20 protein-coding genes and 2 rRNA genes are annotated in these 24,248 nt (G+C 53.7%); 9 read left to right on the plus strand and 13 right to left on the minus strand.

Features of this window, described 5'->3' with window-relative positions; all coding sequences use genetic code 11:
• Nucleotide 1: 1 nt before the first annotated feature.
• Together RZ35_RS12820 and RZ35_RS12825 are read left to right on the plus strand one after the other, a co-directional pair.
• Nucleotides 2–1,405, plus strand: a complete 1,404-nt coding sequence (locus tag RZ35_RS12820; protein ID WP_026743675.1) for a nucleobase:cation symporter-2 family protein — start codon at nt 2–4, stop codon at nt 1,403–1,405.
• Nucleotides 1,406–1,565: 160 nt separating this feature from the next.
• Nucleotides 1,566–3,266, plus strand: a complete 1,701-nt coding sequence (locus RZ35_RS12825) for an AsmA family protein (RefSeq protein WP_026743676.1) — start codon at nt 1,566–1,568, stop codon at nt 3,264–3,266.
• A gap of 100 nt (nt 3,267–3,366) precedes the next feature.
• Here RZ35_RS12825 and fabY read toward each other — a convergent pair whose 3' ends face one another.
• From fabY to typA, 4 genes are all read right to left on the minus strand, one after another.
• Nucleotides 3,367–4,308 carry a fatty acid biosynthesis protein FabY gene (gene fabY / locus RZ35_RS12830; protein WP_026743677.1) on the minus strand — a complete coding sequence of 314 codons (942 nt, stop codon included), beginning with the start codon at nt 4,306–4,308 and terminating at the stop codon, nt 3,367–3,369.
• A 35-nt stretch (nt 4,309–4,343) separates the two neighbouring features.
• Nucleotides 4,344–4,781 carry a D-aminoacyl-tRNA deacylase gene (gene dtd, locus RZ35_RS12835; protein ID WP_026743678.1) on the minus strand — a complete coding sequence of 146 codons (438 nt, stop codon included), beginning with the start codon at nt 4,779–4,781 and terminating at the stop codon, nt 4,344–4,346.
• A gap of 47 nt (nt 4,782–4,828) precedes the next feature.
• Nucleotides 4,829–5,440 carry a glucose-1-phosphatase gene (gene yihX / locus RZ35_RS12840; protein WP_026743679.1) on the minus strand — a complete coding sequence of 204 codons (612 nt, stop codon included), beginning with the start codon at nt 5,438–5,440 and terminating at the stop codon, nt 4,829–4,831.
• A gap of 205 nt (nt 5,441–5,645) precedes the next feature.
• Nucleotides 5,646–7,469 carry a ribosome-dependent GTPase TypA gene (gene typA, locus RZ35_RS12845; RefSeq protein ID WP_026743680.1) on the minus strand — a complete coding sequence of 608 codons (1,824 nt, stop codon included), beginning with the start codon at nt 7,467–7,469 and terminating at the stop codon, nt 5,646–5,648.
• A gap of 370 nt (nt 7,470–7,839) precedes the next feature.
• Here typA and glnA point away from each other — a divergent pair, with 370 nt between their 5' ends.
• The 4 genes from glnA (at nt 7,840) to RZ35_RS18000 (ending at nt 12,193) form a co-directional block, all read left to right on the plus strand.
• A complete protein-coding gene (glnA, locus tag RZ35_RS12850) occupies nt 7,840–9,249 on the plus strand; it encodes a glutamate--ammonia ligase (protein WP_026743681.1) in 1,410 nt (469 codons plus the stop codon).
• Nucleotides 9,250–9,452: 203 nt separating this feature from the next.
• Nucleotides 9,453–10,502: a nitrogen regulation protein NR(II) gene (gene glnL, locus RZ35_RS12855; RefSeq protein WP_026743682.1), complete on the plus strand. Its 1,050-nt coding sequence runs from the start codon at nt 9,453–9,455 to the stop codon at nt 10,500–10,502.
• Nucleotides 10,503–10,510: 8 nt separating this feature from the next.
• Nucleotides 10,511–11,923 (plus strand): nitrogen regulation protein NR(I), encoded by a 1,413-nt coding sequence (gene glnG / locus RZ35_RS12860; RefSeq protein ID WP_026743683.1) that lies wholly within the window; start codon nt 10,511–10,513, stop codon nt 11,921–11,923.
• Between the two features lie 147 nt (nt 11,924–12,070).
• Nucleotides 12,071–12,193, plus strand: a complete 123-nt coding sequence (locus tag RZ35_RS18000; RefSeq protein WP_139171511.1) for a YshB family small membrane protein — start codon at nt 12,071–12,073, stop codon at nt 12,191–12,193.
• Nucleotides 12,194–12,281: 88 nt separating this feature from the next.
• Here the strand turns inward: RZ35_RS18000 and hemN are convergent, their stop codons facing one another.
• Complete coding sequence (hemN, locus tag RZ35_RS12865) at nt 12,282–13,655, minus strand: oxygen-independent coproporphyrinogen III oxidase (protein WP_026743684.1); 1,374 nt, start codon at nt 13,653–13,655, stop codon at nt 12,282–12,284.
• Between the two features lie 187 nt (nt 13,656–13,842).
• Nucleotides 13,843–14,379, minus strand: a complete 537-nt coding sequence (gene yihI / locus RZ35_RS12870) for a Der GTPase-activating protein YihI (protein ID WP_026743685.1) — start codon at nt 14,377–14,379, stop codon at nt 13,843–13,845.
• 214 nt (nt 14,380–14,593) lie between these two features.
• Here yihI and yihA point away from each other — a divergent pair, with 214 nt between their 5' ends.
• Complete coding sequence (yihA, locus tag RZ35_RS12875; RefSeq protein WP_026743686.1) at nt 14,594–15,232, plus strand: ribosome biogenesis GTP-binding protein YihA/YsxC; 639 nt, start codon at nt 14,594–14,596, stop codon at nt 15,230–15,232.
• Nucleotides 15,233–15,345: 113 nt separating this feature from the next.
• Here yihA and RZ35_RS18680 read toward each other — a convergent pair whose 3' ends face one another.
• The 5 genes from RZ35_RS18680 to RZ35_RS12895 all read right to left on the minus strand — a co-directional run bounded on the left by RZ35_RS18680 (nt 15,346) and on the right by RZ35_RS12895 (nt 20,809).
• Nucleotides 15,346–15,393 (minus strand): spot 42 RNA, inhibition of DNA synthesis, encoded by a 48-nt coding sequence (locus RZ35_RS18680; protein WP_071892919.1) that lies wholly within the window; start codon nt 15,391–15,393, stop codon nt 15,346–15,348.
• A 297-nt stretch (nt 15,394–15,690) separates the two neighbouring features.
• Complete coding sequence (gene polA / locus RZ35_RS12880) at nt 15,691–18,477, minus strand: DNA polymerase I (RefSeq protein WP_026743687.1); 2,787 nt, start codon at nt 18,475–18,477, stop codon at nt 15,691–15,693.
• Between the two features lie 366 nt (nt 18,478–18,843).
• Entirely contained in the window at nt 18,844–19,467 is a 624-nt protein-coding gene (gene dsbA / locus RZ35_RS12885) for a thiol:disulfide interchange protein DsbA (protein WP_026743688.1), read from the minus strand.
• A gap of 22 nt (nt 19,468–19,489) precedes the next feature.
• The gene (locus RZ35_RS12890) at nt 19,490–20,476 is read right to left on the minus strand and encodes a serine/threonine protein kinase (protein ID WP_026743689.1); all 987 of its coding nucleotides are present in this window, start codon (nt 20,474–20,476) and stop codon (nt 19,490–19,492) included.
• A gap of 63 nt (nt 20,477–20,539) precedes the next feature.
• Nucleotides 20,540–20,809, minus strand: coding sequence for a YihD family protein (locus RZ35_RS12895; protein WP_026743690.1), 270 nt, complete (start codon nt 20,807–20,809; stop codon nt 20,540–20,542).
• Between the two features lie 114 nt (nt 20,810–20,923).
• Between RZ35_RS12895 and mobA the strand changes: the two genes are divergently transcribed.
• Nucleotides 20,924–21,502, plus strand: a complete 579-nt coding sequence (mobA, locus tag RZ35_RS12900) for a molybdenum cofactor guanylyltransferase MobA (protein WP_026743691.1) — start codon at nt 20,924–20,926, stop codon at nt 21,500–21,502.
• The gene (gene mobB, locus RZ35_RS12905) at nt 21,495–22,019 is read left to right on the plus strand and encodes a molybdopterin-guanine dinucleotide biosynthesis protein MobB (RefSeq protein WP_026743692.1); all 525 of its coding nucleotides are present in this window, start codon (nt 21,495–21,497) and stop codon (nt 22,017–22,019) included. The genes mobA and mobB overlap by 8 nt, the downstream gene beginning before the upstream one ends.
• A 598-nt stretch (nt 22,020–22,617) precedes the next feature.
• Here mobB and rrf read toward each other — a convergent pair.
• Nucleotides 22,618–22,733, minus strand: a 5S ribosomal RNA gene (gene rrf, locus RZ35_RS12910).
• A 106-nt stretch (nt 22,734–22,839) separates the two neighbouring features.
• Nucleotides 22,840–24,248: ribosomal RNA gene (locus tag RZ35_RS18190) — 23S ribosomal RNA — on the minus strand; the annotation flags it as partial.

Raw genomic sequence — 24,248 nt, forward strand, 5'->3', positions numbered from 1 at the left:
CATGCGTATTCCCTCTGCCGAACCTTTGCGCCCGCAAGAACCCGCCGCTGCCCATCCACGCAGCGAACTCATCTACCGTCTTGAAGACCGCCCGCCGCTGCCGCAAACGCTGTTTGCCGCCGGTCAGCACCTGTTAGCCATGTTCGTCGCCGTTATCACGCCGGCGTTGCTGATCTGTCAGGCACTCGGACTCCCCGCGCAGGATACGCAACACATCATCAGCATGTCGCTGTTTGCGTCCGGTCTGGCCTCCATACTGCAAATCAAAACCTGGGGGCCAGTTGGCTCCGGGCTGCTGTCGATTCAGGGCACCAGCTTTAACTTCGTGACGCCGCTGATTATGGGCGGGTTGGCGTTGAAAAACGGCGGCGCAGATGTGCCTACCATGATGGCCGCGCTGTTCGGCACACTGATGGTCGCCTCTTGCACCGAGATCCTGCTCTCCCGCGTTCTTCATCTGGCCCGCAGGATTATTACTCCGCTGGTATCCGGCGTGGTGGTCATGATTATTGGTCTGTCGCTAATTCAGGTTGGGCTGACTTCGATCGGCGGCGGGTTTGCGGCTCTGAACGATCATTCGTTCGGTGCGCCCAAAAATCTGCTGCTGGCAGGCGTGGTCCTGTTGGTAATCATCCTGCTTAATCGCCAGCGTAATCCCTATCTGCGCGTCGCCTCGCTGGTGATCGCCATGGCCGTCGGGTATCTGGCGGCGTGGCTGATGGGAATGCTGCCAAAGGAGATGTCCAGCACAGCACAGTCGGCCATCATGGTGCCGACGCCGTTGTATTACGGTCTGGGCTTCGACTGGAGCCTACTCGTACCACTGATGCTGGTGTTTATGGTGACGTCGCTGGAAACAATCGGCGATATCACGGCGACCTCCGATGTCTCTGAACAGCCGGTACGCGGACCACTGTACATGAAACGCCTGAAAGGCGGCGTACTGGCCAACGGCCTAAACTCCATGCTTTCAGCGGTATTCAACACCTTTCCCAACTCCTGCTTCGGTCAGAACAACGGCGTGATCCAATTGACCGGCGTCGCCAGCCGCCATGTCGGTTTCGTCGTCGCGCTGATGCTGATTGTCCTGGGGCTTTTTCCGGCGGTCAGCGGCTTCGTTCAGCATATTCCTGAACCGGTGCTGGGCGGCGCGACCATCGTGATGTTCGGTACAATCGCCGCCTCAGGCGTACGCATCGTGTCTCGCGAACCGCTAAACCGCCGGGCGATCATGATTATCGCCCTCTCGCTGGCCGTGGGTCTGGGCGTAGCTCAGCAGCCGCTGATCTTGCAGTTCGCGCCTGACTGGCTGAAAACCCTTCTGTCTTCCGGCATCGCCGCAGGCGGGATCACCGCCATCGTCTTAAATCTCGTGTTCCCGCAAGAGAAGGCAGAAATAGAATAGGGAGCCTGCTTCCAGATATTTCGTATTTACCGTGCTAATCATGGCTCCATGATGCAACATCGTGCCCTGATTCTTGTCAGGCGTATGATTACCGACTTGAGCCGCTGCCCACATTGCGGCATAACTCTTCTATCCTCGACGACAGGCACGGACTGATACGATGAAATTGATCGGGAAGCTACTCATCTCACTGCTGTTACTGACCCTTCTGGCTCTGGTAGCGCTTTATATCGCGCTGCAGACCCAATGGGGAGCCAACGAGGTCAGCCGTTGGGTTAGTCAACATACCGAATACCGACTCGCGCTGAAAAAAGTGTCTCATAGCTGGACGTCGCCCAGCATCTTCCAGCTCAATGAGGTCTCTTTCGGCCATCAAAATCAGCCGCCAACGTTGGTCGCCAAACAGGTCTCCGTTGGACTTAGCCTGCGCCAAATCACTATGCCTTCTCATTTGGCGAGCCTGTGGCTGGAGGGGGGTACGCTCAACCTAAATCAAACCGGTTACGCCCTGCCTCTTCAGGCTGACGTGTTGCAGTTAAAAGATATGGCGCTACAGGCGCAGGATGGCGACTGGCGGCTAAACGGGCAGCAGGTCAACGGCGGTATCACGCCGTGGGAGCCGCAGCCCGGTAATTTGCTGGGGAATCATGCGCGCTTCCAGCTCAGCGCCCGCTCGCTGACGCTGAACGATATTCCCGCCAGTCAGGTGTTGGTGGAAGGCGCCTTAGAGAATCGGCGCCTGACGCTGAGCAACTTTGGCGCCAATGTCGCCCGGGGAGAACTGACCGGCAGCGCGCAGCGTGCGGACGATGGCGGTTGGCAGATTAATCGGCTCAGACTGAGTAACGTAAGGCTGCAAACCTCACGTTCCCTCTCTGATTTCTGGCGGCCCGTCGCAGCGCTGCCCGCCGTCAGCGTCGACCGTTTTGACCTGATAGACGCACGCATTGAGGGACCCGGTTGGGCCGCCAGCGATCTTGACGCCACACTACAGCATGTCACCTTCCGACAGGATAACTGGCAAAGTGAGGACGGCTCGCTCTCGTTCAACGCGACCGACCTCATTAACGGCGACATGCATCTGATCGACCCGATCATCAATCTGGNCCTGTCCTCGCAAGGGATTGCCATTCGCCAGTTCTCGACCCGTTGGGAGAGAGGGCTGCTGCGAGCCAGCGGCAACTGGCTGCGCAGCGNCCACCGGCTGACGCTGGATGAACTGGTTATCGCGGGAATGGAATACACCCTGCCGGGGGACTGGCGTCAACGCTGGCAACAAGCGTTGCCTTCGTGGCTGGAAGAGATATCCGTCAAAAAATTTACCGCCAACCGCAACCTGCTGATCGATATCAATCCGGACTTCCCGTTCCAGGTGACCGCACTTGACGGCTATGGCAGCGACCTGCTGCTAGCGCGTCAGCATCAGTGGGGAATTTGGCAAGGCTCGCTGAACCTGAACGCCAGCGATGCCACGTTCAATAAAGTGGATATTCGGCGTCCGTCTCTGGCGTTGACGGCCAACAACGATCGGATCACGTTTACCGACCTCAGCGCCTTCACGCAGGGGGGACTGTTGGAAGCAAAAGCGAGTATTAATCAAACCCCCGCACGTGAATTCACGCTGGATATGAATGGTAAATCGACGTCATTCGACACGTTGTTGCACTGGGGCTGGCCAACGCCGACACGCATGCCGTCGGGGAATCTCAACTTTCAGCTGCGGCTGAACGGTAAGATGGCGTATGCCACGCCGCTGACCCCCTCTTTGAATGGCATTTTGCAGGGGACGGACAGCGCAGGCCAACCGCTCCAACAGCAGTTGCATCAAGGCGTCTTACAGGAAGGGATGCCGACGCCCTAGGCCGGACGGGATGATACCAAGAACAAGGCCGGACTCATCATCCGGCCTTCCGTTATCCATGTGAAGCCATTCCCGCAGCCATCTCTATCTGCGCCTTATGTCAGTCGTGCGATAGACCAGCTGGCTCCAGAGGATCATCCTGCGTCGGAGGCAAGACCATATACACGCCTTCGAATAACGCCCCTTTTCGACCTTCACCGAACAATTCGACGTTCAGATGAACCCTCGCCCGACGGCCACGCGCCAACTTGTCCAGATCGCCGCTCAGCGACCCAAGATTGGCGACCGCACTGGGACGACCAATAATCGGCGAGCTATAACGAATATGGGCATCCGCCAGGACAATGGTGCCCCCCAGTTGACGCTCCCGCAGCAAGAGCCAAATAAGCCCCCAGCCGGTTAGGGTCGCCAGCGAAAACAGGCTGCCGGCGAAGATGGTGTGATGGGGGTTTTGATTGACGGCTTCCGGCATCGTGGTGATAAATTTCTTGCCGGTGTACTGGCTGATGCGCACACCCATCTTTTCGCTCAGCGGAATATGATCGTGCCAAGCCTGCTGCAGCTGACCGCACCAGTCTGGGCGATGCAAAATATCATCCAGCGTCGCCACCGGTTTGATCATCAGGAAATGTCGAATGGGCGTAGTCTGCGGCGTCGTGACCTCGCCCTGATCCACAAACCCTAATTTGCCGAAAAACGCCTTCGCCTCTTCGCGGGCGCTGCACACCACGCGCTTGGCCCCCTCCTGGCGCGCCACCGACTCCAGCGCCATCGCCAGCAAAGTGCCCAACCCTTTACTTCTCACGGCAGGGTGAACTGCCAGAAAACGGATAGAGGCTTCATTATCGGCATTAATGTAGAGTCGCCCGACTGCCACTAGTCGCCCTTGCTCATCAACCACGGTCTGATGATGCGCCAGCAAATCATAAGCGTCGCGCTCAGATCCCATTGGCTGTCGCAACGGCTTACGCAACATCTCCCAGCGGAACTGATAGTAGGCTTCCAGCTCTTCAGCGCTTTCCGGCACTCTCAAGTGATACATACACAGCCTCAGTTAACCAAGAGAAGCGATCCGTTTTATGCCTGTAGCCAGAAGGTCACCGGCCCGTCATTGACGAGTTCAACCTTCATATCGGCGGCAAAACGGCCGGTTTCCGTGACAACGCCCCGTTCCCGGCATTGACCGATAAAGTATTGATACAACCGATCCGCCTCGGCAGGTGCCGCNCCGCGGGAAAAGCTGGGACGCATCCCCTTTTGTGTGTCGGCCGCCAGTGTAAACTGCGACACCACCAGCAGGCTGCCGCCGGCCTGACTCACGTTAAGGTTCATCTTGCCCTGCTCATCACCAAAAATTCGGTACCCGATCACCCGTTCGCATAACCGCGCGGCGTTTTTTTCGTCATCGCCCTGCTCAACGCCCAGCAATACCAGCAATCCCGCATCAATTTTCGCAATAATTTCGTTGTCCACGGTGACGCTGGCGCTGGAGACGCGCTGAATTAACCCAATCATAAAAACGTTGCTGCTCCTGTCTGATGCCGAATCGAAACTGCCTGGCGCTATTCATTCACCACGGCGGACTGAGAAGAAAAGAAGTCCGTCAGAACCTGACGATCGTTGACCTGAATANCATGGATGCCCAACGCGGATGCAGCGGTGACGTTGTCCGCATTATCATCGAAGAAGATGGCATCCTCGGCCCGGCAGCCTTCCTGCTGCAGCACATACTCGTAGATTGCCGCATCCGGTTTGCGCATACCCAGCTCCTGAGATAAATACAGTCGGTCGGCGGCCTGTTCTATTTCGGGATAGAGCGTAGACCACTGCTGATGATGCAGTCGGTTGGTATTGGACAACACCACAACCCGCTGACCGTCTCGCCGCAATTGCTTCATGATATCCAGCGCTTCAGGACGCACCCCGATAAAGATGGATTCCCAGCCCGCGGCAAATTGCTCAAAGCTGAGGGCAATCCCCATTTCGTGGCACAACTGAGCAGCAAATGCCTCATCATCGATCTCGCCGCGCTCGTGCTGTTCGAATGCATGCCCCATAACGAAGCGTTCGCTCAGGCTAGCCAGGGGGATACCGCTCAGGTTGCTCCATACTCCCAACACCCGTCTAAAATCGATATCAATGACGACATTCCCCAAATCAAAGATATACAACATAGGTCCTCCTGATGAGTCGGTAGGCTTTCACTGTAACGGTAAAAGGGAGAACTGAACAGAGAAGATCGGAGGCCGAATACACCGTCAGCAGGTGTGGGCTCACGCTGTGTCATGAGGGTAACTGAATGAAATTGAATTAAAAAAGCCAGTCAGCTTTCGCTGGCTGGCTTTTTCTAAAACGAGACCGTCGTTACAGAAAAGGCGCTTACCCTTCTTTGCTCGAGCGACCCGCGCGGCGGCGGTCGTTTTCAGTCAGGTGACGTTTACGCAGACGGACAGACGTCGGCGTAACTTCGACTAGTTCGTCGTCATCGATAAATTCCAGAGCCTGCTCCAGAGTCATCTTGACCGGTGGTACTAGTGTCGTCGCTTCGTCCGTACCCGATGCACGCATGTTGGTCAGTTTCTTACCGGTCAAACAGTTCACGGTCAAGTCGTTGGAGCGTGAATGGATACCGATGATCTGGCCTTCATAAACTTCGGCACCGTGTCCCAGGAACAATTTACCGCGGTCCTGCAGGCCATACAGGGCAAACGCGACCGCTTTACCCTGACCGTTGGAGATCAGTACGCCGTTCTGACGCTGACCGATCTCGCCCGGACGCACGTCGTCGTAGTGACTGAACGTGGAGTACAGCAGACCCGTACCCGACGTCATGGTCATGAACTCGGTACGGAAACCGATCAGACCGCGGCTTGGGATAACGTAGTCGAGACGAATACGGCCCTTGCCATCTGGAACCATGTCTTTGACGTCGCCTTTACGCTCACCCATCGCCTGCATGACGGAGCCCTGATGCTGTTCTTCGATATCCAGCGTCACGTTTTCGAACGGTTCTTGGTTGCGACCGTCGATCACGCGGTTGATAACTTTCGGACGCGAAACGGCCATTTCGAAGCCTTCACGACGCATGTTTTCAATCAGGACAGACAGGNGAAGCTCACCACGACCGGATACGCGGAAAGCATCCGCATCATCAGTCTCTTCAACGCGCAGTGCAACGTTGTGGATCAGCTCTTTGTTCAGACGTTCAAGGATCTGACGCGACGTCACAAACTTCCCTTCTTTACCGCAGAAAGGAGACGTGTTGACGCAGAAGAACATGGTTACGGNCGGTTCGTCGACGCTCAGCGCAGGCAGCGCTTCGACGTTCGCCGGATCGCAGATGGTATCGGAAATGTTCAGCTCGCCCAGACCGGTGATAGCGATGATGTCACCCGCTTCCGCCAGCGTGGATTCGATACGCTCCAGACCCATGTGGCCCAGGACTTTACCGACTTTACCGTTGCGGGTTTTGCCTTCGCTGTCGATGATAGTGACCTGCTGGTTAGGCTTAACCATGCCGCGCTTAATACGGCCGATACCGATAACACCCACGTAGTTGTTGTAGTCCAGCTGGGAGATCTGCATCTGCAGCGGGCCGTCACGGTCAACTTTCGGCGCGTCGACGTGTTCGACGATCGCTTCAAACAGCGGCGTCATGTCGCTGGCCATATCGGAGTGATCCAGACCAGCAATACCGTTCAACGCGGAAGCGTAAACGATCGGGAAGTCCAACTGCTCATCAGTGGCATCCAGGTTTACAAACAGGTCGAACACCTGATCGACAACCCAGTCAGGGCGTGCGCCCGGACGGTCAACTTTGTTGATGACCACGATCGGCTTCAGACCATTGGCAAAGGCTTTTTTGGTCACGAAACGGGTCTGCGGCATCGGGCCATCCATTGCATCAACGACCAGTAGCACCGAGTCGACCATCGACATAACACGTTCTACCTCACCGCCGAAGTCGGCGTGTCCTGGGGTATCAACGATGTTGATGCGATAGTCTTTCCAATTGATGGCGGTATTTTTAGCGAGGATGGTGATCCCGCGCTCTTTCTCCAAATCGTTGGAGTCCATAACACGTTCGGTGGCTTCACTACGTTCATCGAACGTACCGGACTGTTGTAGCAGCTTGTCGACCAGGGTGGTTTTCCCATGGTCAACGTGCGCAATAATAGCGATGTTACGCAAATTTTCGATCACAGCTTTGCCTCAGGCATTTAGAAATAGCGCGCTATTGTACACGGATTAATCGAGGGACTAAACAGGATCACAAACATCTCTTGCAAACAACCTCACATTGAGGGGTTGTAATCCCTTTCACGGTGCAATTTCGCAGCAAACACATTGATAAGCACCAATATGGTGCTAACAATGCAAAATAAAGCACTATTTTGGTGCAGATTACTATATTGGTGCAGTCCAAGACCACTTAGGAAACCAGAGAATGGGCTTTCAGGCACAAATACTAAAGTTGGCACAGATTTAGCTATAGTCTACGTACGGTCACAACAACATTCCACAACGATATTCGTTCCACGACGATAATTGATATAACCCGGGAGAACCAAGTATGTCAGTTGAACACGTTTTGACGCTGCTGAAAGAACATGAGGTGAAATTCGTCGACCTTCGTTTCACCGATACTAAAGGTAAAGAGCAGCACGTCACGATCCCTTCCCATCAGGTAGATGCAGATTTTTTCGAAGACGGCAAAATGTTCGATGGTTCTTCTATCGGCGGATGGAAAGGCATCAACGAATCAGACATGGTGTTAATGCCTGACGTCACGACCGCCATTCTCGACCCGTTCTACGAAGAGTCTACGCTGATCATCCGTTGTGACATCCTCGAACCAGGCACGATGCAGGGCTACGATCGCGATCCGCGCTCCATCGCCAAACGCGCAGAAGATTTTCTGAGTTCTTCCGGTATCGCGGATACCGTACTGTTCGGGCCAGAACCCGAGTTTTTCCTGTTTGATGACGTTCGCTTCGGCAGCAGCATCTCCGGCTCCCATGTCACTATCGACGATATCGAAGGCGCCTGGAACTCCAGCAAAGAATATGAAGGCGGCAACAAAGGCCACCGTCCGTCCGTCAAAGGCGGCTACTTCCCGGTTCCCCCGGTCGACTCTTCTCAGGACATCCGTTCCACCATGTGTTTGACCATGGAGCAGATGGGGCTGGTGGTTGAGGCGCATCACCACGAAGTAGCGACAGCAGGTCAGAACGAAGTAGCCACCCGCTTCAACACCATGACCAAGAAAGCCGACGAAATTCAGATTTACAAATACGTTGTCCACAACGTCGCACATGCTTTCGGTAAAACAGCAACGTTCATGCCGAAACCGATGTTCGGCGACAACGGCTCCGGTATGCACTGCCACATGTCTCTGTCCAAAGACGGCGTGAATCTGTTCTCCGGCGATAAATACGGCGGNCTGTCCGAAATGGCGCTGTACTACATCGGCGGCGTGATCAAACATGCGAAAGCCATCAACGCCCTGACCAACCCGGCGACCAACTCGTACAAACGACTGGTTCCAGGCTATGAAGCACCGGTCATGCTGGCTTACTCCGCGCGTAACCGTTCTGCATCCATCCGTATTCCGGTGGTCGCTAGCCCGAAAGCGCGTCGTATCGAAGTTCGATTCCCGGATCCGGCAGCCAACCCGTACCTGGCTTTCACCGCACTGCTGATGGCTGGCCTGGACGGAATCATCAACAAGATCCNCCCTGGCGATGCCATGGATAAGAACTTGTACGATCTGCCGCCGGAAGAAGCGAGTGAAATCCCGACCGTAGCAGGGTCACTGGAAGAAGCGCTGAATGCGTTGAACGAAGACCGTGAGTTCCTGACCCGCGGCGGCGTATTCACCGAAGACTCTATCGATGCTTACATTGAACTGCGTCGTGCGGAAAACGACCGCGTACGTATGACTCCGCACCCGGTCGAGTTCGAACTGTACTACAGCGTGTAATTATTCGTGCAACGACGGCAGCCCGAATAATAACGATGTTGAAGCTGCCGTCGCCGACAAAATTTCTAGTTTATTTTGTTGCCGTGGAAACTTTTCAGCCCATCTTCGGATGGGCTTTTTTCTCCGCGCGACATCGTACGTTTGCTAAGCGATATTTATCAATCCAGAATGTGACGCACTAAAAAAGTGCAGGAGTCTGCGTTATGGCAACAGGCACGCTGCCCGATGCTGGGCAGATCCTCAATTCATTAATTAATAGCATCTTATTGCTAGATAAAAATCTGGCGATCCATTATTCCAACCCAGCGGCGCAACAACTGCTGGCGCAAAGCTCGCGAAAGCTGTCGGGTACGCCATTGCCTGAACTGCTCGGCTATTTTTCGCTCAATATTGACCTGATGTTGGACAGCCTTAACTCCGGACAGGGATTTACCGATAACGAAGTCACCATCGTGGTGGATGGCAGAGCCCATATCATGTCGCTGACGGCACAGCGTATTCAGAATGATTATATTCTGATGGAAATGGCGCCGATGGATAACCAGCGCAAACTCAGTCAGGAGCAGTTGCAACACGCTCAGCAGCTGGCGGCGCGAGATCTGGTTCGCGGCCTTGCTCATGAGATTAAAAACCCGCTGGGAGGCCTGCGCGGCGCGGCGCAACTATTATCCAAAGCGCTGCCCGACCCATCGCTGACGGAATATACCAAAGTCATTATCGAACAGGCGGATCGCCTGCGTAATCTGGTTGATCGCTTGTTAGGACCGCAACAGCCCGGGCTGCACGTCACGCAAAGTATCCATCAGGTCGCGGAGCGCATCTTCCAGCTAGTTTCGCTGGAAAAGGCCAATAACGTCACGCTGGTCAGAGATTACGATCCCAGCTTGCCGGAACTGATGCACGACCCGGATCAAATTGAACAGGTCTTGCTGAACATCACCCGCAATGCTTTGCAGGCGTTGGGAGAAGAAGGCGGCTCCATCACGATCCGTACCCGTACCGCTTTCCAGTTGACGCTGCACGGCGTGCGCTATCGTTTAGTGGCCCGTATCGACATTGCAGACGATGGTCCGGGCGTCCCCGCCCATTTGCAAGATACCCTGTTTTATCCGATGGTTAGCGGACGTGAAGGGGGCACCGGACTAGGGCTGTCGATCGCCCGTAATCTTATCGATCAACACTCCGGTAAAATTGAATTTAACAGTTGGCCAGGTCACACCGAATTTTCGGTCTATCTGCCCATCCGCCAGTGAGGTCCATGATGCAACGAGGGATAGTCTGGATTGTCGACGACGATAGCTCCATCCGCTGGGTGCTCGAACGCGCGCTCACAGGAGCCGGCTTAACCTGCGCAACGTTTGATAACGGAAATCAAGCATTAAACGCATTATCTACGCAAACCCCGGACGTATTGCTTTCCGATATTCGTATGCCGGGAATGGATGGGCTGGCTTTGCTGCAACAGATTAAACAGCGCCACCCCATGCTACCGGTCATTATCATGACAGCGCACTCCGATTTAGATGCGGCCGTCAGCGCCTATCAGCAGGGTGCCTTCGATTATCTGCCCAAACCGTTCGATATTGATGAGGCGGTGGCGCTGGTCGAACGCGCCATCAGCCACTATATGGAACAGCAACAACCGGTTCGTAATCAGCCCATCAGCGGGCCGACGACGGATATCATCGGGGAAGCGCCCGCGATGCAGGATGTTTTCCGGATCATTGGCCGTCTTTCACGCTCCTCCATCAGCGTCTTGATCAACGGGGAGTCCGGCACAGGTAAAGAGCTGGTCGCGCATGCGTTGCATCGCCACAGCCCTCGCGCCAAAGCGCCCTTCATTGCGCTGAACATGGCCGCAATCCCTAAGGATTTGATCGAGTCAGAGCTATTCGGTCATGAAAAAGGCGCCTTCACCGGTGCAAATCAGATCCGTCAGGGGCGTTTCGAGCAGGCCGATGGCGGCACGCTGTTTCTGGATGAAATCGGCGACATGCCGTTGGACGTGCAGACGCGACTGCTGCGTGTGCTGGCCGATGGGCAGTTCTACCGCGTAGGCGGTTATGCGGCGGTCAAAGTCGATGTCCGGATTATTGCGGCGACCCATCAGAATCTGGAGCTGCGAGTACAGGAAGGAAAATTTCGCGAAGATTTGTTCCACCGTCTGAACGTGATTCGCGTACATCTCCCCCCGCTGCGAGAGCGCCGAGAAGATATTCCACGTCTTGCACGCTACTTCCTACAAGCCACCGCCAAGGAGCTGGGTGTCGAACCGAAGAACCTGCACCCAGAGACGGAAGCGGCGCTCACGCGTCTGCCATGGCCCGGCAACGTCCGCCAGTTGGAAAATACTTGCCGCTGGTTGACCGTCATGGCCGCGGGTCAGGAAGTACTGATCCAGGACTTACCACCAGAGCTGTTTGAAACCACCGCGCCTGACGCCACGGTACATGTTCAGCCAGACAGTTGGGCGACCCTGCTGGCGCAATGGGCTGACCGGGCGCTACGTTCCGGTCATCAAAACCTGTTGGCGGAAGCCCAGCCAGAGATGGAAAGAACGTTGCTGACGACTGCGTTGCGTCATACCCAGGGGCATAAACAGGAAGCAGCTCGCTTGTTGGGCTGGGGGCGTAATACGCTCACGCGCAAACTGAAAGAATTAGGGATGGAGTAGTCCCATGACCACTCGTCTTACCGGCTTTCATAGCCTGTCAGTGGAGCGGAAAAGAGACATCTCAGCGCAGAGATTATTGCCGCAAGTTTATACTTTACATGATCATCACTAGCAGTATGATCGCTGCGCAGACAGGAGAATGTAACCATGTTGGAATCACTTTTTTCGGCGTTGTCACACGGCGCTGAAATGGGCAATGCGGTGGGACACTCCCCGCAGACAGCCATCGCAGCCGTTTTGTGTGCCGCCTTGATTAACTTTTTTAGCTGAACCCGGAACCCACATAGCGTTGTGGATTTACGCTGGCAGGAAAGATAGAAACAGCCGCATTGCGGCTGTTTCTATTTCTATCAAAAGTTCAAATCACCCGTGAGAACTGGCGACTTCGCATCTTACTGCGCAGGTAGATGTCGAAACACATGCAAATATTACGGATCAGCAAGCGTCCTTTTGGCGTCACCACCAGCTCCCGCGACGTCACCTCGATCAGACCATCTGCCACCATCGGCTTCAGCAATATCAGATCCTCAGAGAAATAATTCTCGAAATCAATCTGATATTCGGCTTCTATCGCAGAATAGCTCAGCCGAAAATTGCAGATCAGCGTTTTAATGACGTCCCGGCGGAGGCAATCATCTCGCGTCAATTTCACNCCCCGCCACAGCGCATTGCCCTGGGTCTGGACTTGTGTGTCGTAGTCCTTCAAGACCTTCTGATTCTGAGCATAACTATCACCGATCATACTAATCGCGGAGACGCCCAACCCCAGCAAATCGGTCTCGCCCTGTGTCGTATANCCCTGAAAATTACGATGCAGCTTCCCTTCGCGCTGAGCCACCGCCAGCTCATCGTCGGGACGCGCAAAATGGTCCATACCGATGAACTGGTAGCCCGAGGCGGTCAGGTCATGAATGGNCTGCTGTAAAATATCCAGTTTCTGCTCGGCGCCAGGCAAATCCGCTTCCTTAATTTTCCGCTGCGCGGCAAATAACGTCGGAAGATGGGCGTAGTTGAACACGCTCAATCGGTGCGGACCCAGCTCGGCTACGCGTTGTAGCGTATAGGCGAAACTCTCCGGCGTCTGTTTCGGCAGACCGTAAATCAAATCGATATTGGTTGAGGTGAACCCGAGCGCCTTGGCCCGTTCGATCAGGGCAAAGATGAAGGCTTCGTCTTGCTCACGATTAACCAATCGCTGAACCTCTTTATTGAAGTCCTGTACCCCCATGCTCAGGCGATTGAACCCTTCCTGATGCAAGTGATCAACAATATCCAACTCGATTTCGCGCGGGTCTATCTCCAGCGACATTTCAGCATGCGCATCAAACGTAAACTGCTCGCGCAAAAGCGCCATTAACCGGGTAATCTGACTTGCATTCAGAAACGTCGGGGTTCCGCCGCCCCAATGCATCTGGGTAACGGTACGTCCGGCGAACAGGGGCGCTCGCTGACGAATTTCCTGCTCAAGGACATCCAGATACTCGTCCGCCTTGTGCAGCTGACGCGTCACCAGCTTGTTGCACCCGCAGAAATAGCACAGACGATGGCAAAACGGGATGTGAATATACAGGGAAAGCGGTCGCTCGGGGTAAAGAGCGGCCGCTTGCAGAAAAGCGGATTCATCGTAGTTTTCGGTGAATTCCAGCGCGGTAGGGTAAGACGTATAGCGGGGACCGGAATAGTTATACTTTTGTATCAGCTCCAGATCCCAATCGATGCTCGTTCCAGACATATTGCTGCTTACTCCTTGCGGTATCGTTTATTGCCTGACCGTCTCTGCGGTATTGGCTGCTGTCGGGAAGACAGGCTGCGTCGCAGCAATCGCGTCTTCCTGTTCGACAGACACCACAGTTTAGCCAACAGACTCAGCAAAAAACACATAACCAGCAAGGTTAATATCAGAAACAGCCCTTTTAACATCAATAACCGTCTTTGGGGTTATTGCGCTTAAGCAACTGCAGCATATCTTCCTGAGGTTCTTCTTCGTCGTCGTCGTCATCGCCCAGCTCAATGCCCAGCAATTCCATCAGCGCATCGATGCGGTCGAGCTTCTCATCAACCCAGGACTGGTCTTTCACTGAAAGCGTTTCCCCTTTCTCCAGCAGATCCAGCAGCTCATCCAGGCGCGGATCGTTTTCCAGCATTTCCAGCTCAACTTCTGGGGATAACGTGACTTTTTTCTCCCGTTCAGGCTCAGGAATTGATGAAACCTGAGCGGCGTCAGCCGGGATCAGCGGGATCTTTTTCTTGCTGCCGATGCGGGGATCGACCACTTTTTCCAGTCCGGAAGACGTCTTGTTATCGTTTCCACCCTGTGCGCGACTTCCCGCAGCCAGTCCACGACGTTTTTTCTGACGCTTGCGTGCACGAGCTTCGGTATCCAATTCTTCACGGGTTTTTCTTTTGATTTTAGGTTTGGCGGCCTTACCGCCCGGCCGTTTGAATGGCTGTTTCATGGCATCGCTCTCAGATTATTAAGAATGTAGGGAATTGCGGCGGAATCTAGCAGAAAGCGTACGAATAAAAAAGCACCCAACTTCACGGAAGAGGCTTTTATTTTTTCACAATATTACGCTGACGTCGTCAAAGTGACGATACAGATAAAGACCACAGCCACGGCAAGTTACAGGTATAATCGCTGAGTAACTATTAATCCAGACAGAGACGAAGATTGTGACCCATCAATACAACTACCAGGTGACCCATTTCGTTACCAGTGCCCCGGACATTCGCCATTTGCCCGCAGATAGCGGTATTGAAGTCGCCTTTGCTGGACGTTCGAACGCCGGAAAGTCCAGCGCGCTCAATACGCTAACCAATCAAAAAAGCCTGGCCAGAACCAGTAAAACCCCTGGCCGCACCCAGCTCATCAACCTGTTTGAGGTGGTCGACGGCGTACGACTGGTGGACTTGCCCGGCTACGGCTACGCGGAAGTGCCGGAAGAAATGAAGCGAAAATGGCAGCGCGCCTTAGGCGAATACCTGCAAAAACGTCAGTGCCTGCAAGGATTAGTGGTGCTGATGGACATCCGCCATCCGCTGAAGGACCTCGACCAGCAGATGCTGGAATGGGCAGTGGCTGCGGAACTGCCGGTGCTCGTATTGCTGACTAAAGCGGATAAGCTGGCTCAGGGCGCGCGCAAAGCGCAACTGAATAGGGTGCGANAAGCCATACTGCCGCTGATGGGCGATATTCAGGTGGAAACCTTCTCGTCTCTGAAAAAGAGCGGCGTGGATAAGCTGCGCGAAAAACTGGACAGCTGGTTTAACGGCACCCCCTTCGAAGACTTCCCCGAACAGGGCGAATAATGCCCTAACTTCATGGGGTTAATTCCCCTTCGAAATTGATGCCCATCGCGATCAGAATTTCAGTCCCCAATAAAAAACGCCCCGCTCAGAAAACTGAGCGGGGCGGCTAATATTCAGCCAAATCCGATTACGTGAAGTAAAAGGTCTGAAAGATAGAACATCTTACCTCTGTACCCTACGGAAATAACTCTACCCTATTTTTTTACGGCTACAAAGATTTTTTTGTTGTTTACTTTCACGCATTGCATAAAGCATCGCCATAAAGGGACACATCGCCGCATGATCCTGTAGCTTAATTACAAAAAGGGCCATTTTCTGATGAAGTGGACTCAAGTTTGTCAAGTTACAGGCTAGATAACATGATGAATTACGGGCGTTAAGTGTGTAGATTCTGCCTGCTCCAGGTCATACAAGGGGCAGGCAGGATAGGACGGTTTTCGGCAAGAAAAGGGCGTGAATTAGTGTGCTTGATCCCAGTTAATACCGGTTCCCACGTCGACACGCAACGGCACATCCAGCGTCATGCATCCTTCCATTAACGCTTTAATTTTCGCCTTGGATTGTTCCAGCACGGAATCATGGACTTCAAAGACCAATTCATCGTGCACCTGCATAATCATGGTCACCAGCGGTTCATCCTGTTGCTGCAACCAGCCGTCGATGGCGATCATCGCTTTCTTGATGATATCCGCCGCCGTCCCCTGCATCGGCGCGTTGATCGCCGCACGTTCCGCCGCCTTACGGCTCATGGCATTTCGCGCGTTGATCTCCGGCAGATAAAGGCGGNGACCATCCAACGTGGAAACATAACCGTGCTCGGCCGCCTGCTCACGGGTACGCTCCATATACTCCTGCACGCCAGGATAACGCTCGAAATAAAGATTCATGTATTTCTGAGATTCATTGCGCGGAATATTGAGCTGCCGAGACAAACCGAATGCGCTCATACCGTAGATGAGGCCAAAGTTGATCGCTTTGGCGCTGCGTCGCTGCTCAGACGTCACCTTATCCAAAGGNGAACCGAAGACTTCCGCCGCCGTAGCGCGGTGAATATCCAATCCCTCGGAGAAAGCTCGCAGCAGTCCGGCATCTCGAGAAAGATGAGCCATAATGCGCAGTTCGATTTGTGAATAATCCGCCGCAACGATGCTGTAGCCTTCGCGAGCGATAAACGCCTGCCGGATACGCCGCCCTTCCTCATTACGCACCGGTATGTTTTGCAGGTTGGGATCGCTGGAAGACAACCGACCGGTCGCCGTCACCGCCTGGTGGTAGGAAGTATGAACCCTTCCCGTCAGCGGATTGATCATCAACGGCAGTTTATCCGTATAGGNGGATTTCAGCTTCGCCAAGCCGCGATACTCCAGAATCAGCTTCGGCAACGGATAGTCCAACGCCAGTTCCGCCAGCACTTCTTCGTTAGTGGACGGCGCCCCTTTTGGGGTTTTCTTCCTGACAGGGAGCTGCAGCTTTTCATACAGAATGTGCTGCAACTGCTTGGTAGAGGAGAGGTTGAAAGGCTCGCCAGCCAGTTCATGCACTTCAACTTCAAGCTCCGCCAACCGCGTCGTCAACTCCTTGGAGTGCTCGGCGAGAATGCCAGCGTCGATCAGCACGCCGTTGCGTTCCATGCGCGACAGAATTGGCACCAGCGGCATATCGATATTGTCGAAAACGTTTCTTAGCTCAGGCTCTTTTTCCAGCTTTTCCCAAAGCTTCTGGTGCAAATGTAGCGTGACATCGGCATCTTCCGCCGCATACACCGCCGCCTGCTCCAGTGGGATCTGATTGAAGGTAAGCTGATTTTTGCCTTTACCGGCAATTTCTTCAAATGAGATGGTTTTATGCTGTAGGTAGCGTGATGCCATGCTGTCCATATCGTGGCGGCCGCCCACACTGTCCAGCACGTAAGATTCCAGCATGGTGTCGAATGCCATACCTTGCAGTTCAATGTTGTACCGGGCCAGCACGCCGCGATCATATTTCAGATTTTGACCGACTTTCAGTACGGCAGGATCTTCCAGCAGCGGCTTAAGCAGTTCCAGCGCTCTTTCGCACGTCATCTGCGCCGGGGCATCCAGATAGTCGTGGCCCAGTGGCAGATAGGCGGCCTCNCCCGGCTTATCGGAAAACGAGACACCGACCAGATTAGCGCTCAACGTATCCAGACTGTCGGTTTCAGTATCGAAGGCAAACACGTCGGCCGACTTCAGACGATTAATCCACGTCTCAAGCGTCTTTTCATCCAGGATGGTGACGTAGCCTTCCTGCGATAGCGCGCTCTCAACCGCAGGCGCGCTTTTTTCTTCCNCCGCGGGTTTGCTTTTTGCCGCGACCGGACTCTTTTTACCCGACAACCAGGCTCCTGATTCCAACTCAACCTGCCAACGCCGGAACTCGTAGTGCCTGAACAACTCACTCAGCTCGTCCACTTGCGGCTCGGTAACCGCCAGCTGCTCNCAGCTCAGCTCCAGTTCAACATCGGTTTTGATCGTAGCCAGCTGATAAGAGAGGTAAGCCACCTCTTTGTGCTGTTCCAGTTTAGCCGCCATCGTTTTAGCGCCGCGGAATGAAAGATCGGCGATTTTATCCAGATTGGCGTACAGCGTATCCAAACCGCCCAATCCCTGTAGCAGCGCCTGTGCCGTTTTCTCTCCAATGCCCGGCACGCCGGGAATATTATCGGAGGCGTCGCCCATCAGCGCGAGGAAGTCGATGATCAGCTCCGGTGGAATACCATATTTATCGCATACCTCCTGAGGACCCAGGATAGCGTTGTTCATTGTGTTGATAAGGGTGACGTTCGGCGTCACCAGCTGCGCCATATCTTTATCACCGGTGCTGATCAGAACCGGCGTCGAGTTCAATTCCGCCTGTTGAGCCAGCGTGCCGATGACGTCGTCCGCTTCCACGCCGGAGACCGCTAACAGCGGCAGGCCCATCGCTCTGACCATTTTATGCAACGGCTCGATTTGAGCGCGCAGATCTTCCGGCATCGGAGGTCGGTGAGATTTGTAATGTTCAAACAGCTCATCGCGGAAGGTTTTTCCTTTTGCATCAAACACAACCGCAACATGGCTAGGATGATATTGAAGCAACAGGCTGCGCAGCATGTTTAGCACGCCGTACATCGCTCCGGTAGGTTCGCCCGCACTGTTAGTCAGCGGAGGAAAAGCGTGATAGGCACGGTACAAGTAAGAGGAACCGTCGACGAGAATTAAAGGGTTGTCTGCTATTTGAGCCATAATCTGTTTCAATTGTTATTTCCAGCCATCATATAAGCATGCCATAGGTTGGCAGGAAGAGACGAATAATAACGCGTAAATACGGCAACGCTTTCGTGACGTATCGCAGAAATTCTGTGGATAAGTTTGTGTATAGAAATACTTAAATAATTAACAGGAGAATAAATGCTGACGGGAGTAATTAAATTATTAAGCAAAATCAGTTAACTGAAATAAAAAAACGTGTTCACTTGTTGTTAACGGGAAACATAAGATTTGTGGATACCTATGGCAATGAAATTCACTTTCACCCGGTTATTTTCCCTGAAAGATTCCCTTTTGAAAAACTCACGCCACGCGGCTGTCACCGCATGGCGTCGCGTTAAATTACTTTTTAGAAATCAGGAATTTCACTACATCAGCATATTGCTGGACGTAAGCGTCCATTGAGCTGGTATCAAGACCGTCATTCTTAACCATATATTTGCCGTTTACAAACAGGGATGGAACACCGCGCAGCTGCAAGTCCGCCGCCGCTTTTTCTTGCTGTACTACCAGTGATTTTACAACGAAGCTGTTGAGAGCGCTGTCGTAGTCTTCGCCTTTCACGCCTGCGGAGATAAAGACGTTGCGAATATCTTCCGGTTTCTGAATCGTTTGAGTTTTCTGTACCGCATCAAACATCAGCGGGCTAATTTTATCCTCAACCCCCAGAGCAATAGCGACAGCCCACGCTTCCGTCAGGTTTTTTCCCAAAGGTCCCAGGAAGTCCACGNGATACTTCACCATTTTGGTGCCAGCCGGCAACGCTTTCTGTATCGCGTCAGGAATGTGATAAATCTGGGAAAACTGATAGCAGTGCGGGCAGTAGAAAGAGAAAAACTCCAGCACCTGCGGCTCCTGCGTTGCGGGCTTATCCAGCGTGACAAACTGTTTCCCCTCGCTGAAATCAGCCGCGGAGGCACTGAACGCCATGATGACACCAATCAGTGTTAGCCATACTTTCTTCATATCACTCTTTTCTCCGTTAACTTTAGTACATCGGCGTCAGCTGCAAAGGCGGTTCCTGCAACAGCTTAACCTGCTCGACAAAGGTGGAGGCTTGTTTCGCCCAGAAATCGGCATCCTGCATCCAGGGAAAACTCCTTGGAAACGCAGGATCTTGCCAACGTCGGGCAACCCAGGCCAGATAATGAATCATTCTCATCGCCCGCAGCGGTTCGATGAGCGCCAGTTCCTTCTCTTCGAAAGAAGAAAACTCGCTGTAAGCGTCCAACAGAATATCCAGCTGGATTCGTTGCTCGCGTCGCTCGCCATGCAAAAGCATCCACAAATCCTGAATGGCGGGGCCGTTACGTGCATCATCCAGATCGACGAACAAGGGGCCGTCACGCCACAGAATGTTGCCGGGGTGGCAATCTCCATGCAGGCGGGCCGACGCCCAATCGTCATGCCAGCAGCGCTCCACTTCCTGAATCAGGCGATCGGTCGCGTTCTGGACGGTTTCCCGCAGCGAGGCGGGTATCAAAGCGCATCGTGACAGCTCAACATATGGCTCATANAGATACTCCTGTAGGCCGATAGTCGGCCGGGCATCGAAATCCCGTTTACGACCGGTTTGATNAATGCGCCCCAAATAACGACCGACGCCTTCCAGCTGATCATCGTTATCCATTTCATACTGCCTTCCCCCTACGCTCGGAAAGACGGTAAAGAAAAAGCCGTCATGCTCATGCAAGGTCTCTCCCTGCAACGCCAAAGGCGCGACGACCGGCACTTCATCCTGCGCCAGTTCAGCGGCAAACTGATGCTCTTCAACGATTTGATCCTTGCTCCAACGCTGTGGACGATAAAATTTGACCACGTAACGCCGACGATCTTCATCACTGAGTTGGTATACCCGGTTTTCGTAGCTATTAAGCGCGATTAATCCGGAGTCTACGCGTACGCCCGCCGACCATAACGCATCCATAATGACGTCTGGCGAGAGCGTGTGAAAATTGAAAACAGCATCATGCATTGCGTTTAACGTTCCTGTTGCAAAAGACGTACGCGCGCATCGGGGCGGAAAACGCGCTTTTCATTAATCTTTGATGACGCCACGGGCCCGCAGAAGCGCCGTTTTGAAGTCAACTTCATAATCTTTCTGCAACCCTGGGATCGGTTGCTCTTGGTCGGAACCACGCATTTTTAAATGGTAGATAAGGATATCATCTGTCAGATCGCCAAGCGCACCCTCAAACCCAGCTTCCTTTGCAAGTTTTTGTAAAAATTCCATCAAATTCAAATCGGGCTCCTGCTGCCAGGCCGGATGCAACAGTTCAACTAACTCATTCACGCGATGACATTTCATGATCGGTTCTCCATACTCAGCTTAAATAGTCATGTACTTAGTATGAGGAAAGCGCTTGGCATTACGCCATCGTTTTCCCTCAATCGGCATCATTTATTTTCAGGTCAAACAATTATGATCATGGGAATCATTCTGGCTGGCGGACAATCCTTACGGATGGAGGGCCACGATAAAGGCCTCCTTCTGTTGAAGGGCATACCACTGTATCAGCACGTTTTAACACGGCTGGAGAGCCAGGTGGATAGCGTACTGATCAATGCCAACCGCCATCATGAACGTTATCGGCAAAGCGGGTATCCGGTGATCGGTGATATTAACCGCCAGTTTGCGGGACCTTTAGCGGGGATATATACCGGGTTGGTCACCATGAAGACCGAATGGGCACTCTTTGTTCCTTGCGATGTGCCGGCGTTACCGTTGAATCTCGTCTCTCGCTTACAACATCATATTGGGCATCACCCCGCCGCCTATGCCACCGATGGCGAACGCCACCATCCTACATTGCTTCTCATCAATAAAAGCCAAACTCAGGCGCTCGAGGCATTTCTGTCCAGGGGCGATCGCAAACTGATGCTATTTCTCGATCACATTGATGCTAAACCCGTCTCTTTCAGCGACCAGCCTCAGGCATTTCGTAATCTGAATACGCCCGAAGAACTGGCTGATTGGCTAGAGGGCCGAAAACATGACTAGTCCCGTGCCGCTTCTGGCGATTGCCGCATACAGTGGTACAGGAAAAACGACGCTGTTAACGCAGTTAATCCCCTTGCTCAAAGCATTCGGCATCCGCGTCGGCATGATCAAACATACGCACCACGATATGGATATCGATACGCCGGGGAAAGATAGCTATCGTCTCCGTAAAGCGGGTGCGGAGCAGACGCTGGTCGCCAGCGCCAATCGCTGGGCATTGATGACGGAAACGCCTGCACAGTCGCAACCCGATCTTGCGTGGCTGACTAGCAGAATGGATCGCACAAAGCTCGATCTGGTGCTGGTCGAAGGTTTTCGCCACGAGAAGATCCCCAAAATCGTCCTTTACCGTCAGGAAACCGGTCATGACGTGGCTACGTTGATCGATGACGACACACTGGCCATCGCCAGCGATGTGCCAGTGGATGTCTCCGTCCCTCAACTCGATCTCAATCACCCTCCCGCCATTGCCGAGTTTATCCGCCGCTGGCTTGATGCCCGGCAGTCTTTTCTGTGATGGTTAGATCCACACGTCTTCTCGTCATTCCGAGGGGCAGCTGATGTCAATCCGGATCGGGCTGCGCCCGGTGAAAGATGGGGGTAAACAGGCCTCATAAGGGCGTCGTACAGAATGTATTCCCTATGAAAAAACTGACTCCACCATTTCACTTCCCAGAATAAACGGAAGATGAGTGCCGAAGAATAGGCCAGACCGGGTACGGCATAGCCGCAGCTTGTGGGTTTGGTATACCGAATGACCCCACATCAACCTTGTTTGCGCCCCGCTGTTTGACGGATTCTGTGCACGGCGCTTCATGTCCCGTCTCCGGGTCATCCCATGATGCGAGGGAAGAGGTTCATTTGGCGTCGGTCGGGGCGATATTCAGGGGATGAGTGCAAGATCAGGGGCAGACTTAGGCAACGAGAATGGGAATGGACGATAAACGCTCATCGCGACGGCTGTTGTGAGGGGCCGGGACATGCCAGGGTGACCGCCGGCTTGCCCAAACAGCCGGCGGGCTGGCGTGACGGTCTGACCGCGGGGTGGTCGTTTTTTCTTTTTCGCCCCAACGCAAAAACCCCCAGCTTGCGCTGAGGGTTTCTACTGATTTGATGCCTGGCAGTTCCCTACTCTCACATGGGGAGACCCCACACTACCATCGGCGCTACGGCGTTTCACTGCTGAGTTCGGCATGGGGTCAGGTGGGACCACCGCGCTATCGCCGCCAGGCAAATTCTGTTTCATTCCAGCCGTTACACTCTCTTCCCGTGCAACCACCAGAACCAATCTTTGAACAAGCTGAATCTCGTCTCTCTAAAAACACCTTCGGTGTTGTAAGGTTAAGCCTCTCGGGTCATTAGTACTGGTTAGCTCAACGTATCGCTACGCTTACACANCCAGCCTATCTACGTCGTCGTCTTCAACGGCCCTTCAGGGGACTCAAGGTCCCAGGGAAGACTCATCTCGGGGCAAGTTTCCCGCTTAGATGCTTTCAGCGGTTATCTCTTCCGCACTTAGCTACCGGGCAATGCCATTGGCATGACAACCCGAACACCAGTGGTGCGTTCACTCCGGTCCTCTCGTACTAGGAGCAACCCCCCTCAATCTTCCAACGCCCACGGCAGATAGGGACCGAACTGTCTCACGACGTTCTAAACCCAGCTCGCGTNCCACTTTAAACGGCGAACAGCCGTACCCTTGGGACCTACTTCAGCCCCAGGATGTGATGAGCCGACATCGAGGTGCCAAACACCGCCGTCGATATGAACTCTTGGGCGGTATCAGCCTGTTATCCCCGGAGTACCTTTTATCCGTTGAGCGATGGCCCTTCCATTCAGAACCACCGGATCACTAAGACCTGCTTTCGCACCTGCTCGAGCCGTCACTCTCGCAGTCAAGCTAGCTTATGCCTTTGCACTAACCTCCTGATGTCCGACCAGGATTAGCTAACCTTCGTGCTCCTCCGTTACTCTTTGGGAGGAGACCGCCCCAGTCAAACTACCCACCAGACACTGTCCGCAACCCCGGTCAGGGGCCCACGTTAGAACATCAAACATTAAAGGGTGGTATTTCAAGGTTGGCTCCATGCAGACTGGCGTCCACACTTCAAAGCCTCCCACCTATCCTACACATCAAGGCTCAAGGTTCAGTGTCAAGCTATAGTAAAGGTTCACGGGGTCTTTCCGTCTTGCCGCGGGTACACTGCATCTTCACAGCGAGTTCAATTTCACTGAGTCTCGGGTGGAGACAGCCTGGCCATCATTACGCCATTCGTGCAGGTCGGAACTTACCCGACAAGGAATTTCGCTACCTTAGGACCGTTATAGTTACGGCCGCCGTTTACCGGGGCTTCGATCAAGAGCTTCGCCTTGCGGCTGACCCCATCAATTAACCTTCCGGCACCGGGCAGGCGTCACACCGTATACGTCCACTTTCGTGTTTGCACAGTGCTGTGTTTTTATTAAACAGTTGCAGCCAGCTGGTATCTGCGACTGGTATCAGCTCCGGGAGCAAGTCCCTTCACCAACGCCAGCGTGCCTTCTCCCGAAGTTACGGCACCATTTTGCCTAGTTCCTTCACCCGAGTTCTCTCAAGCGCCTTGGTATTCTCTACCTGACCACCTGTGTCGGTTTGGGGTACGATTTCGTGTTACCTGGAGCTTAGAGGCTTTTCCTGGAAGCTTGGCATCGGTCACTTCATCACCGTAGTGACTCGTCATCACGCCTCAGTGTTAATGATGTTCCA

Source organism: Lonsdalea quercina subsp. quercina, assembly GCF_000688655.1.
Lineage (GTDB): Bacteria > Pseudomonadota > Gammaproteobacteria > Enterobacterales > Enterobacteriaceae > Lonsdalea > Lonsdalea quercina.